Genomic DNA, 15942 nt, shown 5'->3' with positions numbered 1-15942 from the left:
AGTCATTGCATCCCTGCCCTTTGCTTCGCCTCAGTCTTCTACGCAGTGCTTAGATACCCAGCTCGCTGCGCACGGCCGTCCAGTTGTCGCGCGTCATCAGCTTGCCGGTGGTCTGCGTGTCGGCGGCCGGCTGCTTGCCGTCGCGGATCCACTCGACGAGGTTCTCGGCGCTTTCCTTGCCGTGGTTCGTCGAGCTCACGGCGATCGTGCCGTAGAAGCCCGTAGGCTGCTTCTTCTGGAACTCGGCGAACGCTTCGCCTGCGCCGTTGATGCCCACGCCGATCACGTCAGCCGACGGGATGTGCAGCTGTTCGGTTGCGCGCACGGCGCCCAGCACGCTTTCTTCGTTGAGCGCGAACACCACCCACTTCTTGATGTTCGGATGCTGGGCGAGCACCGGCGACGCTGCATTGAAGCCGCCTTCGTCGTCGGTGGTCTTTTGCGGGGCGTCGAAGATGTTTTCCTTCTTGAAGCCGCCGGCCAGCAGCGATTGCGTCGCGCCGTCCGTGCGCAGCTTCGCCGTGGGCAGTTCATAGTCGGTGATACGCAGCGCACCCACTTCTTCCGGCTTCCAGCCGCGGCGCTTCATTTCGTCGGTGATCGCCTGACCGACCTGATTGCCGATCTTGAGCGCCGACATGCCGAGGTGCGGCACGCTGGCGATCGGCTTGCCCGACGAGTCGACGAGCTGGTCGTCCACCGTCACGAACTTCATGTTGTAGCGCTTGGCGCGCGCCTGGATGGCCGGTCCGAGACGCACGTCCGGCGCGCAGATCACGAAGCCTTGTGCGCCTTGCGCGCCGAGGTTGTCGATGGCGGCGAGCACCTTCTCGCCGTCCGGCGTGCCGATGTTCACGACCGAGAAGTTCTCCTTCTGGCCGAGCGCCGTGGCGGCCTTCTGCTCGTTGATGAACCATGCCTGTTCCGGCATCTTCACGAGGAAGCCGATCTTCACGGGCGAGTCGGCGTGCGCCGCCACGTTCATGCCGAGCGGGGCGATGCACATCGCCGCGAATGCGGCACGAAGGGTCAAACGGCGAATCTTGCTGGTCATGCTCCTGTCTCCTCAGGTGTGGTGTGCTGCGTGTGTAATGCTTGAAAGAAGCGTCGTTAGTGGCCGAAGGCCTCGACTTCGACGTGCCTGCCGAGCAGGAACGCGTCCGCCACGAGGCGCAGCGGACGCACGTCCACGTCGTCGGTGCCGTGGGCGATCAACCAGTGAAAACGCTCATAGAGCGCCGAATATTCCCGTTCCGCGTCGAGCGCGACCGGCTCGCCCGCAATCGCGAGGCGCTTGCCGCCTTCCGCGATCGAGAGCAGGCCGTCCGTGGTTTCCACATCGATTTCCCATTGCTCGACCGGACCGTGGCGCCAGTCGAACTCGGCGCGCACGGGCACGCCATCGGTGTCGATGCAATCGAGTTCCGCCGCGATGGGCGTCGAGCAATCGCTCGGCACATGCAGCGTCGCGCCCTGCAACAGCACTTCGCGCGGCAGGATGCGCGTGACGATCGACAGCGCGTTGATGCCCGGATCGAACACGCCGAGGCCGCCCGGTTCCCAGATCCACTGCTGACCCGGATGCCAGCGGCGTACGTCCTCCTTCCAGCGCACGTGCACGGCGCGAATGGTGCGCTCGGCGAGCCACGCGCGCGCGGGTTCGACGGCGCTCGCGCAGCGCGAATGCCACGTGGTGAACAGCGTGCGGCCGCGCTTTTGCGCGAGTTCACGCAGCGCCTCGACTTCGCTCACGCTCGCGCCGGGCGGCTTTTCGAGCATCACGTGCTTGCCCGCTTCGAGCGCGGCGCGCGCCTGCGCGTAACGCACCTGCGGCGGCGCGCACAGCGAGACGGCGTCGAGATCGGACTCGGCGGCCAGCAGCGCACCGATGTCCTTGTAGTTGCGCACGTTCTCGACCTGCGCGTTGCGGCTCGCGCCCGCAACGAGTTCGAAGCCCGGATTGCCCGCGATGGCGGGCAGATGCTGGTCGCGCGCAATCTTGCCGACGCCGACGATACCCAACGTATAGGACGCTTTCATGACGTATCTCCGCCCCTTCTTTTCAGGGAGATTTTTTATTCTGCATGACGAATGATTTACTTGCCCCAGCGCAGCACGAGCGGATCGAGGCGGCGCGCAATATCGATCAGCTCGGCGCGCGTCGCGGGATGCATCGCGGGCAGCGGGTGGCGCGGCAGTTCGCACTCGATCACGCCGCCTTCCTTCATCAGCGACTTGCAGGCGAGCATGCCCGCCTGGCGGTTCTCGTGATTGATGAGCGGCAGCCACTTCTGGTAAAGCGCGAATGCGTCGTCGGCGCGGCCTTCGCGGTGGGCGACGATGATCGGGCGAATGCCGTCCGGGAAGCCGCCGCCCGTCATCGAGCCGGTCGCGCCGGCGTTCAGGTCCGCGAGCAACGTAATGGCTTCTTCGCCGTCCCACGGGCCTTCGACGGCCTCGCCCGCCAGCTTGATCAGCTCGCGCAGCTTGTTTGCCGCGCCCGGGGTTTCGATCTTGAAGTACGAGACCTGCCCGATCTCGCGCGCCATACGCGCGAGGAACGCGGCGGAAAGCACCGTGCCGCTCGCGGGCGCGTCCTGGATCATGATCGGAATGTCGATCGCATCCGACACGCGCGCGTAGAAGTCGTAAATCTGCTGCTCGGGCACGCGGAAGGTCGCGCCGTGATACGGCGGCATGAGCATCACCATCGCCGCGCCCTGCTCCTGCGCGCGCTTGCTGCGTGCGGCGGCAACCGGCGTGCCGTAGTGCGTGGTCGTCACGATCACGGGCACGCGGCCCGCCACGTGCTCGAGCACGGTGCGCGTGATGAGTTCGCGCTCGTCGTCGGAGAGCGAGAACTGCTCCGAGAAGTTCGCGAGAATGCACAGGCCGTCGGAACCGGCGTCGATCATGAAATCGACGGCGCGCTTCTGGCTTGCCAGATCCAGTTCGCCCGTTTCGGTGAACGTGGTCGGCACGACGGGGAAAATGCCCCGGAAGCGGGGCGTACGGCTCGTAGTCATGTCTTCAGTCCTGCTTGAGAAAGGGTGTCGGGCCGCGCCTTCACGATTCACTCGCCAGCTCTGCAGCGCCGCGCCCGGGCTTGCGCAGCACCGCGCGCACGGCGAACGTCACGAGCACCGCGAACACCAGCGTGGCCGCGAGAAAATAAAGCCCGGCCGCCAGGCTGCCCGTCGCGTCCTTGATGAGCCCGATGCCATAGGGGCCGAGATAGCCGCCGAGATTCGCGAGCGAGTTGATCGTCGCGATCCCCACGGCCGCGCTCGCGCCGGTGAGGAACTCGCCGGGCAGCGCCCAGACCACGGCCTGAATCGAGTAGATCGAAAAAGCGGTCAGGCAGATGAACAGCAGTTGCAGCGCCGGCGCGCGAAACCACGCGCTCGCGGCCATCGTCAGCGCCGCGACGCCCGAGACCACGACGATGTGGCCGTAGCGTTCGCGATGCTTGTCCGAATGGCGCGGCACGATCAGCAGGCCCACCACCGCGAACAGATACGGCACCGCGGAAAGCAGGCCCGCCGTGGAATCGCTCACGCCGAACGCCTTGATAATGGTAGGCAACCAGAGCGACAAACCATAGATGCACAGCGGAAACGGCAGGAACAGCAGCGCAAGCAGCAGCACGCGGCGGTCCTTGAGCGCGCTAAACGGGTTGCGATGCGTGTCGAGCTGGTAGGCGCGCTGGTCGGCGGCGAGTTCGCGCGCGATCCAGCGGCGCTCGGTGTCGTCGAGCCAGCGCGCGTGCGCGGGCGATTCGGGCAACAGACGCAGCGTGGGAATGCACAGCAGCACGGCGGGCAGGCCGCTCACGACGAAGAGCGTCTGCCAGTTCGACATGCCGAAAAAGCCGTGCGTTTCGAGCAGCGCGCCCGCGATCGGGCCCGTGACGATGCCGGCGATGGGCTGCGCGAGCACGAGCATGCCGATCACGCGCGCGCGGTGGCGCATGGGAAACCACTGCGTGAGGAAATACAGAATGCCGGGGTAGAGACCCGCTTCGGCCGCGCCCAGCAGGAAGCGCAGCGCGTAGAAGCTCTTCGGGCCGCTCACGAGCGCCATCAGCATCGTGATCACGCCCCACGTGAAGAGGATGCGCGCGAACCACACGCGCGCGCCGAAGCGCGCAAGTGCGAGATTGCTCGGCACTTCGCAGAGGAAATAACCGATGAAGAAGAGGCCTGCGCCCAGGCCGTAGGCGGCGTCGGAAAGGCCCACGGCCGCGTTCATGTGCAGCTTCGCGAAGCCGACCACGGTGCGATCGACGTACGCCACCACGTAGATCAGCGCGAGAAAAGGCAGCAGCCGGCGCGCGATATGGCCGACGATGTGCCTTTCCTCGCTGCTGGCGCTTGCCAGTGCAGCGGGGCTTTCGTGTTGCAGCACCTGCGGGTTCGTCATCGTGTCTCCAGGCTCGCTTCTTCTCTTTTGCCGCGCTCAGGGCGCCGGCGCGCCCTGACTCATTGCATCAACCGCTCAGTGCGAATGCCGCGGCACCGCCGCCCCGCGCTTGCCCACGAGGAAGTCGAGGTCGCAACCCTCGTCGGCCTGCAGCACATGATCGACGTAAAGGCGCGCATAGCCGCCCTTGCCCAGCTGCTCCGCCACGCCGGGCGCGGCCGCCGGATCGACATCGCTCAGACGGCGCGCGAGTTCCTCGTCGCTGATGTCCAGATGCAGGCGACCCGATTCGCAGTCCAGCTCGATCCAGTCGCCGTTGCGCACCGCCGCGAGCGGCCCGCCCGCCGCCGCTTCGGGCGCCACGTGCAGGACCACCGTGCCGTAAGCCGTGCCGCTCATGCGCGCATCGGAAATGCGCACCATGTCCTTCACGCCCTGGCGCAGCAGCTTGGGCGGCAGGCCCATGTTGCCGACCTCGGCCATGCCGGGGTAGCCGCGCGGGCCGCAGTTCTTCATCACGAGGATGGAGTCCTTGTCGACATCGAGCGACTCGTCGGCGATCGTCGCCTTGTAGTGGTCGAAGTTTTCGAACACCACGGCGCGGCCTCGATGCTTGAGCAATTCGGGCGTGGCCGCCGAAGGCTTGAGCACGGCGCCGCGCGGCGCGAGATTGCCGCGCAGGATACAGATGCCGCCGTCTGCGATCAATGGGTTGTCGAGCGGACGGATCACTTCGTCGTTGTAGTTGGGCGCCTCGCGCACGTTGTCCCAGATGGACTTGCCGTTGACCGTGAGCGCATTGGGATGCGGCAGGAGGTTCGCTTCGCCGAGCCGGCGCAGCACCGCCGGCAGGCCGCCCGCGTAATAGAACTCCTCCATCAGGAAGCGGCCCGACGGCTGCAGATCGACGATGGTCGGCGTGTTGCGGCCAATGCGCTGCCAGTCTTCCAGTTCGAGATCGACGCCGATGCGCCCGGCAATCGCCTTCAGGTGAATCACGGCGTTGGTCGAGCCGCCAATCGCCGCATTGGTGCGAATGGCGTTCTCGAACGCTTCGCGCGTGAGGACCTTCGAGAGCTTCAGGTCTTCCAGCGCCATCTGCACGATGCGGATGCCCGACATGTGCGCGAGCACGTAGCGGCGCGAATCGACGGCGGGAATCGCCGCGTTGTGCGGCAGCGAAACGCCGAGCGATTCGGCCATGCAGGCCATCGTCGAGGCGGTGCCCATGGTGTTGCAGGTGCCCGCCGAGCGCGACATGCCCGCTTCGGCCGAAAGGAACTGGTGCAGGTTGATCTCGCCCGCCTTCAGTTCCTCGTGCAACCTCCAGACGACCGTGCCGGAGCCGATGTCACGGCCTTCGTGCTTGCCGTTGAGCATCGGGCCGCCGGTCACGACGATGGCGGGCACGTCCACGCTCGCCGCGCCCATCAGCAGCGCGGGCGTGGTCTTGTCGCAGCCGCACAGCAGCACGACGGCGTCGATGGGGTTGCCGCGAATCGCCTCTTCCACGTCCATGGAAGCGAGATTGCGCGTGAGCATGGCCGAGGGACGCAGGTTCGATTCGCCGTTCGAGAACACCGGGAATTCGACCGGGAAGCCGCCCGCCTCATAAATGCCGCGCTTCACGTGTTCGGCGAGCTTGCGGAAATGCGCATTGCAGGGCGTGAGTTCCGACCAGGTGTTGCAGATGCCGATGATCGGGCGACCATCGAATTCGTGATCGGGAATGCCTTGATTCTTCATCCAGCTTCGGTACATGAAGCCGTTCTTGTCCGTGGTGCCGAACCACTCTTGGGAGCGCAGTTTGGGTTTGGTATCCGACATCGTGTTCGTTGTGTAGAGCGAGTAGTTCGCCGAGTGCTTAGAGCGATGGATTCGGGACAGTCTAGGGAGAAGTCTGATAACCTTCTAATGAAATAATGGACGCTTCCGATATCGAAATCGGCATTAGTATAAACACCTAAAACTATTTGGGAAATCAGGCGGAGACATGCTGGATACGAGCCCCTGGTACGTACGCACGCGGCTGAAAACGCGGCAACTGCTCCTCGTCGTGGCGCTGGCGGAGGAAGGCAACATTCACCGCGCGGCGGCGGCGCTGAACATGACGCAGCCCGCCGCCTCGAAGCTCCTGCGCGAGCTCGAGGACATGCTCGGCGCGGTGCTGTTCGAGCGCATGCCGCGCGGCATGCGGCCCACGCTATACGGCGACGCGCTGATCCGCCACGCGCGCGCCGTGCTCGGCAGCCTGGACCAGGCGCAGGAGGAACTGAGCGCGCTCAAGGCCGGGCGCCTGGGCCACGTGGCGGTGGGCGCGATCACCTCGCCGGGCGTGCGCGTGCTGCCGGCGGCCGTTGCGGCGGTCAAGCGCACGCATGCGAACCTGCGCGTCTCCGTGGAGATCGACGCCAGCAACGTGCTGCTCGAACACCTGGCGCAAGACAAGCTCGACGTGGTGCTGGGCCGCCTTGCCGCCGAGCACGACAAGCTCCAGTTGCGTTACGAGCCGCTCGCGGGCGAGCCCGTGTGCGCCGTGGTCCGCCCCGGGCACCCCATGCTCGCGGCGGCGCAGGACGAAGCCCGGCCGATTGCGCTCGCCGACATCGCGCGCGCCACCTGGGTCGTGCCGCCGGTCGGCAGCGTGCTGCGCCACCGCTTCGAGCTGATGTTCCAGCGTGCGAGCCTCGCGCCCCCATCGAACGTGGTCGAGACGCCCGCGCTGCTGTTCATCACGCGCGTGCTGGAGCAAAGCGACATGATCGCCGTGCTCACCGAGGACGTGGCGCGCTACTACGCGGCGCACGGCATGGTCGCGATCCTGCCCGTGCCGATGGATTGCCAGATGGACGACTTCGGCATCATCACGCGTGCGGACGGCCTCCTCACGCCGGCGGCGAGCGTGATGATCGAGGCGCTGCGGCAGGTGAGCGCCGACATTTACGGCACGCACGGCGGCGAGCCAGGCGCGCGATAATCGTGCGACGAAACCCGCGCTAGAGGACCGAACCATGCCCGCCAGCCATCCCGCCGCTCCCGACAGCACCGCCATTCGCGTCGCGCTGTGGCGCGCGCTGCACGTCCAGGTCGACGATGCGCCCCACGTGCTCGAAGACGAAACCGGCATGCAGATCGCCGCGCCGGAAACGAACTGGCGCGAGCGGCCCGATATGCACCCGGAAGGGACGCGCGGCTATCGTGCTTCGATCGTCGGGCGGGCACGGTTTGTCGAGGACCTCGTGGCCGAGCAGACCGCGAAGGGGCTCGCGCGGCAGTACGCGATTCTCGGCGCGGGACTCGACACGTTCGCGCAGCGCCACCCCGAAATCGCCTCGCGCCTGCACGTGTACGAAGTGGACAAGCCGGGCACGCAGGCATGGAAACGTCAGCGGCTCATGGAGCTGGGGTATCGCGAGCAGGCCTGGCTGCGCTTCGTGCCGGTCGATTTCGAAGGCGGCGAAACGTGGTGGGATCGGCTCGCCGCGGCCGGGTTCGATGCCGCGAGTCCCGCGGTGATCGCCTCGACGGGCGTTTCCATGTATCTCACGCGCGAAGCGAACCTCGCGACGCTGCGGCAGATCGCGCAGCTCGCACCGGGCTCGACGCTCGTCATGACCTTCCTTTTGCCGCTCGAACTCATCGACGAGCCCGAGCGCTCGCAGCATGCCGCCGTGTATGAACGCGCGAAGGCGGCGGGTACGCCGTTCGTGAGCTTTTTTGCGCCGGACGAGATGCTTGCGCTGGCAAGCGAAGCGGGGTTGCGCGCGGCGCGCCATGTTTCGACCGCGGATCTCACTGCGCGTTACTTCGCAGGACGAAGCGATGGGCTGAAGCCGGCTAGCGGGGAGTCGATTCTGGTGGCGACGGTTTGAGGCGGGGTTGTCGAAGGCTGTTTGCGGAAAGCTGGTTTTTTGCGCGCTCAGCCGCAGGCGCGCGGCCGGTGAATCGGTCAGCGAGCTGGGCGGGCGGTGCGATGACTTGCGGATCGTCGTTTGGAGAAAGACTGAACGTCAGGTGCGGTATCGACACGTCGTCCCATTGGATTCGACGGAGCACGAGTTGACGCCCCCTCAGCCGGCGTGTTTGCCGTATAGCTGAATCTTTTCAACTGCTCAGCCGTCTGGCCGAACTTACCTCGCCGTCACCTTCAATGTCTGCCCCGGCCGGAGCGTCAGGTCGCGGCTCCACAGCGTCGCGGCCTTGAGCGCATCGCCGCCTGCTAGTAACTGCGCGTAGGTCGCCGTCGCAAAGGGCTTGTCGTCCTTGAGCTGGTAGATGCGCAGCACGGCCGGCAGCGATACGCCGCGCGTATCCTGATTCAGCGCGCTACGCGCCGCAACGGTGAGGTTCATCTGCTTGACCTTCGTCTCGAACACGGCCTGCGTCGCCGCGACCGTTCCGTCCTTGACGGACTGCCACATGCCGGACGCCGAGACGGCGAGCGCGAGGCCGACGCCGAGCGCGGCCCGTATGATCCTGCTACACATCAGAATGACGCCCCTGTGAAATCGGTGCGCGGATAGACCGTCTCCTTGCCGCCGATGCTCAGCACCAGTTGCATGGAACACTGAATACTTGCGTAGCGCCCGAGGAAGTATCTCAGCACGTCGCCGAAGAGCACCGCGTCGCCGGGTCCATCGAAGCCGCCTGGGTCAAGGTCAACGTGGATACATGCAATCCGCAACACATAGCCGCTTCGCAGGATTTCCTGGTCCTGGGAAAAATGCACGGTCCTGATCGCGTCAATGCGCTGCGGCACCGCATCGTCCGGCGTCCAGTCGTAGAGTTCGAGGATCTCGCGCAGTACCGGCGCGCCTTCCATCAGCATCCGGTTGAATTCATTCGCACCATTCGCGGCGTAGTGCCCAAGCACGCGCCAGTCGTAACCCGGGTAGTAGCGCGGCGGATACTGCGGCAGGCTCGGCTTTGTCACATTGTGCACCAATGCGATGCCGGTAAAGCCCGTGACCGTTTCCGTGATCGTTGCCTCCGCAAGCGCCATGCGCGGCAGACGTCCGTTGTTCGCGAGCGCACGCACCGTGACATGGCGGTCGGGCCGTGGACGCGCCTCATCGTCCGGTGCGTGGCGGTACGTCCCGGTCCAGAGCTGCCCTGAGAGGGTCACCCACAGCTCCTGCCCCAGCACGCCATAGCGCGTCGAGGTACGGAAGTACCGTTCCGGCTTCTCGTAGTGCAGCATCCATCCGCGATGCCTGAAACTGCTGAACGGCCTGTAAGCGTACCGTGCGCTGCCCTCCGGGTCTGCGGCGGTCACCTCAAGCAGGTCGTAGGGCTCGACGTGGCTCTCCACGGCGGGATGCACGCGTACGCGGTGTTCCCTGTCATGCCAGTCGGCGGGCTGCAGCGGCCGTGCATCAACCTCGAACAGGTTGATCACGGGCGTGCAGAAGAGGCGAAAGCTCTCGCGCCCCACCGGCTGCTCGCCTGGCATACGTCCGTCGAGTTCGATCTCGAGGATCATGCGCGTTTCGCCTGCCGGCACCATCGTGCTGTCGAAGCCGCACAGGTCGACGAAGTGAAACTTCTGCGGGCATACGAAATATTCCAGCAGCGTCTGTTCGCGGTCGAGTTCCTGGTCGCGTTTCGGGTCCAGGACCGGCCACAGCCGCGTCGACGGGCCAAACCCCGCTGGCTTGAAATGCACCCCGTCGAGCGGTACCAGCGCGCCGTCGCGTACCGAGGGCAGGCGCAGGCCAATGGCGGCGATCTGGCGCGTCAGTGCAGCATACAGCGCGGCGGCGGCGGGCCTGTCGCCATGCAGGTAGAGGCGGATGCGCGACAGGTCGGTATGCTCGCGCTGGTCGCCGAACCAGAGGCCGAACGTCAGGCGGATAACCGTACGCCCGTCGGGGCGTACCGCGAGGACCGAGTCCTCAACCGAAAGCGGCAGCAGATCGACTGCCTGCGTCGTACGGAACGGGCACTGCACCCCGTCGGGGCCGACGGGCGCCGAGCGCACCACGGCCCCGGCGGGAATCTGTGCCACCTTTGCGCCCCGGTTCAGGGGCGCGCACTCGATGATCGACAGCGATGGAATCGCCCGCGCCATGTGCTCGAACATGTTATCGAGCAACGGATCGGTCAGCTCCTGCATGCCGTCGTCGAGTTTCATGCGCAATTGCGCCATCACGAATGCGAAGGCTTCGTTGACCGCACGGACCTGGTCGTTCTCCTGGCCGTACTGCATGCCCAGGCGCCGCGCGGCCTCGGGCTGGTCGTGTGCAAACTCGCGACCGGTTTCGCGCAGGTAGCGCATCTCGGCGTCGAAATATCTCAGGAACGGGCTTGCGCCTTCCTGTTGCGTGGCTTTCCATGGTGCGGTCATGGCTGCGACTCCGGGGGTTAGGGCGGCAATGCGGGCAATCCGGAGATCACACCGGCGCGGCCCGTCACGAAGATGCGCTCGGGCATGCGCATGCCTCGCAGTTTCAGCAGCTCTAGCGGTCCGGATCCCGCTTGCGCGCGCAATACGTAGCGCAACGGCGCCACCTTGCCGTCCGTATTGTCACCGGACGTCGCGGAAGCGGCCTTCGCGGCATCGCCACCCGCCCCGGCATTCCAGACGAGTTCGTAGCGCGTATCGTCGAGCGGCTTGACCTGGGCCTTTTCGAGCATCCGCAGAAAGGCCCAGTCGCCTGTCGCATCGAAGTCGATCCGCACTCCTGCGTTGAGCGTCTGCCAGTTCAACGACGCATGGCCGTTCAGACCGTTGCCCGGCCATGCCAGCGGCGTCCACGTTTCGCGCTGGTTGAAATAGACGATCTGCTGGCCGTCCAACATGAGTTCCGTGCGTGTTACGTCCGGCGTCGGCTGCGGCATGATCTCAAAGTGATAGCCAGCCTCGCCCCGCGCATAGAGACGTGCGCCGAGCGGACCCATCAGCCGGAGCATGGCGAGAAACTTCGGATCGAACTGCAGCGCCTGCGGCGCGAGTTCGTTCGGCACCCACTGGTCGCCCTGGCGCTTGAGCACACCGGACAGCTCAAGCTCGATAAAGCGGTTGATCAGCCCCGTCTCGGGCCGCACGTAACGGCCAAACTCGGCGAAGGACGCGTCGGCGCTCGCCGGCGAGAACGGATAGCGCGCGGCGAACGACGAGGCGAAGGGGGCCGCGACGCCCGCTCGCCATGCCTCGTTCAGGCTCGCAGCGGCGGGCTGCAGGACCGCCTGCCAGGCCGCGTCGAGCGGCTGCACAAACATCGTCTGGCCGAAGCCCGCCCACTGTGCGCCCAGGCTCGCGGCGGTCAGCGCCGCGTCGTCGCGCGTCTGCGACAGATCCGAGAGCTTGCCCTGGAATACCGCCTGCGCGAGACTCCGCGCCATGGCCTGCGCGTCCGGACTCGCCTGGATCTGCTGGAGTTTCAGCCGCACGGTCGTATCGGCGGTCAGCACGCGCGAGAGGCTGACGCCGTTGAACGCGGCGGCATTTGCCGCCGGAGCGTGACCCGCATTGCCGCTCGCCGCTGGCGGATTCGTGTCGCCCATCAGCGCGAGCAGCGGGCCGAACGAGCGGTCGAGCGGGTTCACGATGGGGGCCTGCGTCTGGTTGCTATCGCTCCCACCGAGCAACCCCTGCGCCTTGCGCACGAGCGTATCGGTCAGCGCCTGCGAAGGACGCCCCGCCTCGCCCTGGTACTGCACCGACTTCATAACCGCGAGCAGCGGTGAGGTCTGCGCATCGGTCAGGCGCGTGAGCTGGTCGATGACGCCCGGGAAGCTGGTCGCCGGGAGCCACTGGAAGCTGTTGAGCATCGTCGCCCAGGCTGCCGTGTAGTCCGTGAAATACCGGTCGCGCAGGCGCTTTCTCAGCGCGTCGGCGGCCTTCCTTGCTTCGGCTGCAGCCTGCGCCGCGTCAACCGCACCCTCGACGGCAGTGGTGCTGATCCGGGCGGTCGGCTGGTCACCGGTCAGCACCCAGTCACCCTCGACATGCTGCCCGCTCACCGCATCGTCGATGGCTTTCTCGACGACGCCCTCCCACGCTGCGCGCGTATAGATGCCCGGTACCGTCTGGGTGGTCGTGAAAAGGCCGTGCGAATCCGCGCCCGCGAGTAGCGTCGCGAGCGCAATGTCTGCGTACCTGCCGCGCGCCGTGTCGATGACGCGCTGATAGAGCACGTCGTCGCTCGCCGCGAGGCCGATCTGGTTGACGAGCGTCGAGCGCATCTGTGTGACTAGCGGTTGAGACGGATTGATCCGCCAGTCGGGACGCGCCGTCAGATGATCGGACCAGAAGCCCGCGAGTTGCTGCGAAACGTCGAGCCATTCGCCCGCACGCATGCCGGTGGGTGCAGGCCAGACGTCGAGCAGTTGTTGCCTGAGAAAGGTTGCGTCAGTGCGCGCCGGGGTAGCGAGCATCAGGTACGCCTTCAGGCGATTGTAGGCCTGCTGCTGCGCATCGTGACTCTGCTGTTCATCCGCGCGAACCTGCGAGAACCGGGCGAGTTGCCCTTCGAGCGCCCGCGCGACTGGCTGGCGCAGGTTGCGCATAGCCACGGCCTGATAGGGCCGCCAGAGCGCGTCGAGCAGTTCATCGTTGTGCGAGAGACCTGCGCGCAGATACCACGGTGCGCCATGGTCCCGGCGGTATTCGAGCGTCTTGATCTGCTGCTGCAGGGCGAGTTGCGCGCGCATCGCCTGCGGTGAACCTGGCGTGGCCTCCAGGGCAACCGTAGCGGTCGTTTCGGCCTCCTTGACAAGTGCGTGGTTACCCAGACCCGAGATCACCAGCAGCACGATCCATGCGATCGCCCCAACGAGGACAGCTATCGCGAGGGCATCGGGCCAGTAAAAGCCCGCGCGTCTGCCCCGATAGCGGGACGCCCCGCCAGCGATCTCCTTCCATACCGGTAGCAGCGCGGCGGGCTGCTCGCGCGTGACCGCTACCGTCTGCGACACATCGGCAGGCTGACCCGGCGTAGCGTTTGCGTTTCCGTCCGCGACGGGCACCGGGACGACGGTCGGCCCCGGAAAGACCGGCGCGAACATGACACCCGCGAGCGGCGCGCGCAGCCAGTTCGACGCGGCGAGCGCGCCCAGGCTCGCAGCGATCCGCGCGGCATGGTCGCCGACATACTTCGAGACTTCCATCAGCCATACCGCGTTCTCGCGCGTATGCAAGCGCACGCCCGCGTCTGCCGACCAATGCTCGACCTGGTTGAGCAACTCCGGCAGTCTGGCGGCGGCGTCCTGCGCCTGCCTGCGCGACTCGTTCGGCATGAAGGCGCCGACCGCATCGAACCGTTGGGATGGACGACCCTCAGTCTCTACCGGGTGAAGGAACGTAACGGGTGCGGCCCAGCGAAGCGCATTCGCGGTCATCGAGAGCGCTCGGGGCAGCTCCGTACCGGTCTCGTCGGCGCGCGCGACGTGAACCAGACCATCGACCGGACGACGGCTACGCAACTTGCGGATCTGGCCGAGCCACTTTTCTTTCTCGATACCGTCCGGCGCGGCGTGAACGAGGACGGTTTCGCCGACGTGCATGACGCCCGCCTGCTTGAGCCCGGGCGCAACCTGATCGACCCGCTCGTCGCTGCCGTCGAGCATCAGCCAGCGCAGACGGCTACGCCAGAACCAGCCATGCGCGACGCGCAGTTCCTCGGCCATGCGTTGCAGCCGCGCGTCGCACTTGAGCGGCTTCGCCGCCTTCGTACGGTCTCCGGTCTCACAGCGAAGGAGTCGCGCCGCGAAGCCGTAAGCGCCGGTCGCAAACAGGACGAGGTGAACGACGACAACGACCGCGAAGGTTGAGAGGATGACGATGATCGCCTTCAGGTGAGACTCACCCGGCGAGACGCCGACCATGTCGCCACGTAGCGATACGATGCCGATTGCGAGCAGGGCGACGACCAGCGCCGCGACGGGTATTCCCCAGATCGCCAGACGGCTTGACGGCGCAGATTCCTCCTTCGCGGTGGCGAGCTCAAGCGAGCGCAGGGAAAGCCTGGGGTCATTCATCGGTATTCCGGTTGTTATCGTTTGTTGCGGGCGTTACGCGCAGGACTGCGGACTGTAAGCCGTCAATGATGAGCTGCGGGCCGTCTGCCGCGCCTGATTCGATCGCCGCTATGATGGACAGCCAGCCGTTAGCGTCGCCGAGGTCGCCAGCGATGCGGTCGGGGCGTCGTTGCGCCTCGTCTTTTGAAATGGAATCCATATTGGCTGCGCGTAACGCCTTGTCGCTTCCGTCGACAGGACGCGTTATCCACGCTCGAACGATCGAGGCGAAGTCAGCCTTGCCCCATACCGCAGCGTTGGCGAAGCCGTATTCGACCTCGCCAGCGAGCCCGGTGACGGGCCTGTGCAGTAGCGCGGCGACCTTGACCGTATCCGGCAGCCGGAAGTATCCCGCCGTCATGAGTACAGCGACGCACCCCTCGGTGCTGCCTTCGGGCGGTCCCGCCTCGTGCCATGCGGTCGCGACGACGAGCAGAGGACGCGCATCCTTTGCGTCGAGCCACGCATCGGCGACCATCAGGCCGTCCTTAGCCGCTACTGCCTGTACCGCAAGCGGCGGGAGGCCCCCGATACGAAGTGCGTCAACGACCCTCGCGACGTCCTGCTGCTCGCTCCCCGGGGCGCTATGTACGCGAACCTGCGGCCACCATTGCCGCTCGTAGCACGTCAGGGCGCGCAGGGTCGCCGCCAACGGCTCAAGTGCCTGTGCGATCTTGAGCGTCATTAGGGAAATCTGCTTCGTCGCGGTCTCCTCCACGCTGCGTGCTTCACCAACCTCAAGACTAACCGTAGGAAGTTCGTCGACCATCCAGTCCGCCTCCTTGAAGCGGCAGTGCAACACGAGTTCCAGGCCGGTTCGGGACAACTGTGAAACGACGAGGCGCGTCCCGGCGGCAATCGCTCCGGCAAGCGTCTGGCCGCCAAGCGGCAGGCAGTAGCCGACGCCGAGCACCTGGAGGGGTTTCTGCGCGGTGCGGAGCCGCTCCGCGAGCCACCGGCCCCGATGATGGTTGCGCCAGTACGCCCGGTACCAGAGGCCCTCGTATCCAGCGCGCTCGATAGCAAAAAGGATCACGAACCCACCGTTAGGAGCGCAAAGGAAGCAAAACCAGAACCATCCCCCGCTTGCGGGCTGTCCCTTCGGCCAGAGCAGCATTGCAATGGCGACGCCGCACACGTTGCAGGCAAGCCAGATGCAGAACCACCACGGCCAGAACCGGGGGCGGCGAGGATAGGTACTAGGGCGTCCGGCCAAAGACAGATCGACCGGCATTACTCGATATTGACGTTCTGGAGCGACGAAATCAGGCGGCAGCCGCACGCGCAATGGTAATGATGAAAGGCGACCCACTTGCCGTCGCGGTCGGGGAACTTCGAGTAGCCCTCATCGATAACGGTCGGGCCGTGCTCATCGCAGATGGCCTCGTCGCCCTTGCGGGCAAGCGGGCGGCCCATGAAGTTGAACCACTCGGAGCCGCCGGTCACTTCGCCGCCGTGTTCGAGCTTGTCGCCTTTGCGGATTGGGGACTTTGCATTCAC

At 66.0% G+C, this 15942-nt stretch carries 12 protein-coding genes; 2 read left to right on the top strand and 10 right to left on the bottom strand.

The window, feature by feature from the left end; translation table 11 throughout:
* Positions 1–49 precede the first annotated feature (49 nt).
* The 5 genes from AB4Y42_RS06810 to AB4Y42_RS06790 all read right to left on the bottom strand — a co-directional run bounded on the left by AB4Y42_RS06810 (position 50) and on the right by AB4Y42_RS06790 (position 6249).
* Complete coding sequence (locus AB4Y42_RS06810; RefSeq protein ID WP_069265832.1) at positions 50–1054, bottom strand: arabinose ABC transporter substrate-binding protein; 1005 nt, start codon at positions 1052–1054, stop codon at positions 50–52.
* A 56-nt stretch (positions 1055–1110) separates the two neighbouring features.
* On the bottom strand, positions 1111–2040 hold the full coding sequence (locus AB4Y42_RS06805) for a Gfo/Idh/MocA family protein (RefSeq protein ID WP_368693731.1): 930 nt from the start codon (positions 2038–2040) through the stop codon (positions 1111–1113).
* Between the two features lie 56 nt (positions 2041–2096).
* Positions 2097–3026, bottom strand: a complete 930-nt coding sequence (locus AB4Y42_RS06800; RefSeq protein ID WP_368693730.1) for a dihydrodipicolinate synthase family protein — start codon at positions 3024–3026, stop codon at positions 2097–2099.
* A 40-nt stretch (positions 3027–3066) separates the two neighbouring features.
* Positions 3067–4422, bottom strand: coding sequence for an MFS transporter (locus AB4Y42_RS06795; protein ID WP_368693729.1), 1356 nt, complete (start codon positions 4420–4422; stop codon positions 3067–3069).
* A 75-nt stretch (positions 4423–4497) separates the two neighbouring features.
* Positions 4498–6249, bottom strand: a complete 1752-nt coding sequence (locus AB4Y42_RS06790) for an IlvD/Edd family dehydratase (protein ID WP_368691161.1) — start codon at positions 6247–6249, stop codon at positions 4498–4500.
* A 166-nt stretch (positions 6250–6415) separates the two neighbouring features.
* Here AB4Y42_RS06790 and AB4Y42_RS06785 point away from each other — a divergent pair, with 166 nt between their 5' ends.
* Positions 6416–7399 (top strand): LysR substrate-binding domain-containing protein, encoded by a 984-nt coding sequence (locus AB4Y42_RS06785; RefSeq protein ID WP_368691162.1) that lies wholly within the window; start codon positions 6416–6418, stop codon positions 7397–7399.
* A 34-nt stretch (positions 7400–7433) separates the two neighbouring features.
* Entirely contained in the window at positions 7434–8294 is an 861-nt protein-coding gene (locus AB4Y42_RS06780) for a class I SAM-dependent methyltransferase (protein WP_368693728.1), read from the top strand.
* Between the two features lie 258 nt (positions 8295–8552).
* Here AB4Y42_RS06780 and tssJ read toward each other — a convergent pair whose 3' ends face one another.
* From tssJ to AB4Y42_RS06755, 5 genes are read right to left on the bottom strand one after another with little or no spacing between them, the layout of a single operon-like run.
* Positions 8553–8909: a type VI secretion system lipoprotein TssJ gene (gene tssJ / locus AB4Y42_RS06775; protein ID WP_368691164.1), complete on the bottom strand. Its 357-nt coding sequence runs from the start codon at positions 8907–8909 to the stop codon at positions 8553–8555.
* Positions 8909–10768 carry a type VI secretion system baseplate subunit TssF gene (gene tssF / locus AB4Y42_RS06770; RefSeq protein WP_368693727.1) on the bottom strand — a complete coding sequence of 620 codons (1860 nt, stop codon included), beginning with the start codon at positions 10766–10768 and terminating at the stop codon, positions 8909–8911. Before tssF ends, tssJ begins: the two co-directional genes overlap by 1 nt.
* A 17-nt stretch (positions 10769–10785) precedes the next feature.
* A complete protein-coding gene (locus AB4Y42_RS06765; RefSeq protein ID WP_368693726.1) occupies positions 10786–14403 on the bottom strand; it encodes an ImcF-related family protein in 3618 nt (1205 codons plus the stop codon).
* Positions 14396–15676 (bottom strand): hypothetical protein, encoded by a 1281-nt coding sequence (locus AB4Y42_RS06760; RefSeq protein WP_368691716.1) that lies wholly within the window; start codon positions 15674–15676, stop codon positions 14396–14398. The genes AB4Y42_RS06765 and AB4Y42_RS06760 overlap by 8 nt, the downstream gene beginning before the upstream one ends.
* The gene (locus tag AB4Y42_RS06755; protein WP_368691717.1) at positions 15676–15942 is read right to left on the bottom strand and encodes a PAAR domain-containing protein; all 267 of its coding nucleotides are present in this window, start codon (positions 15940–15942) and stop codon (positions 15676–15678) included. The genes AB4Y42_RS06760 and AB4Y42_RS06755 overlap by 1 nt, the downstream gene beginning before the upstream one ends.

It is taken from the genome of Paraburkholderia sp. EG286B, from assembly GCF_040965655.1.
Classification (GTDB): domain Bacteria; phylum Pseudomonadota; class Gammaproteobacteria; order Burkholderiales; family Burkholderiaceae; genus Paraburkholderia.
The sequence above is the reverse complement of the archived record's forward strand: the minus strand, read 5'-3'. Positions and strand labels throughout refer to the sequence as shown.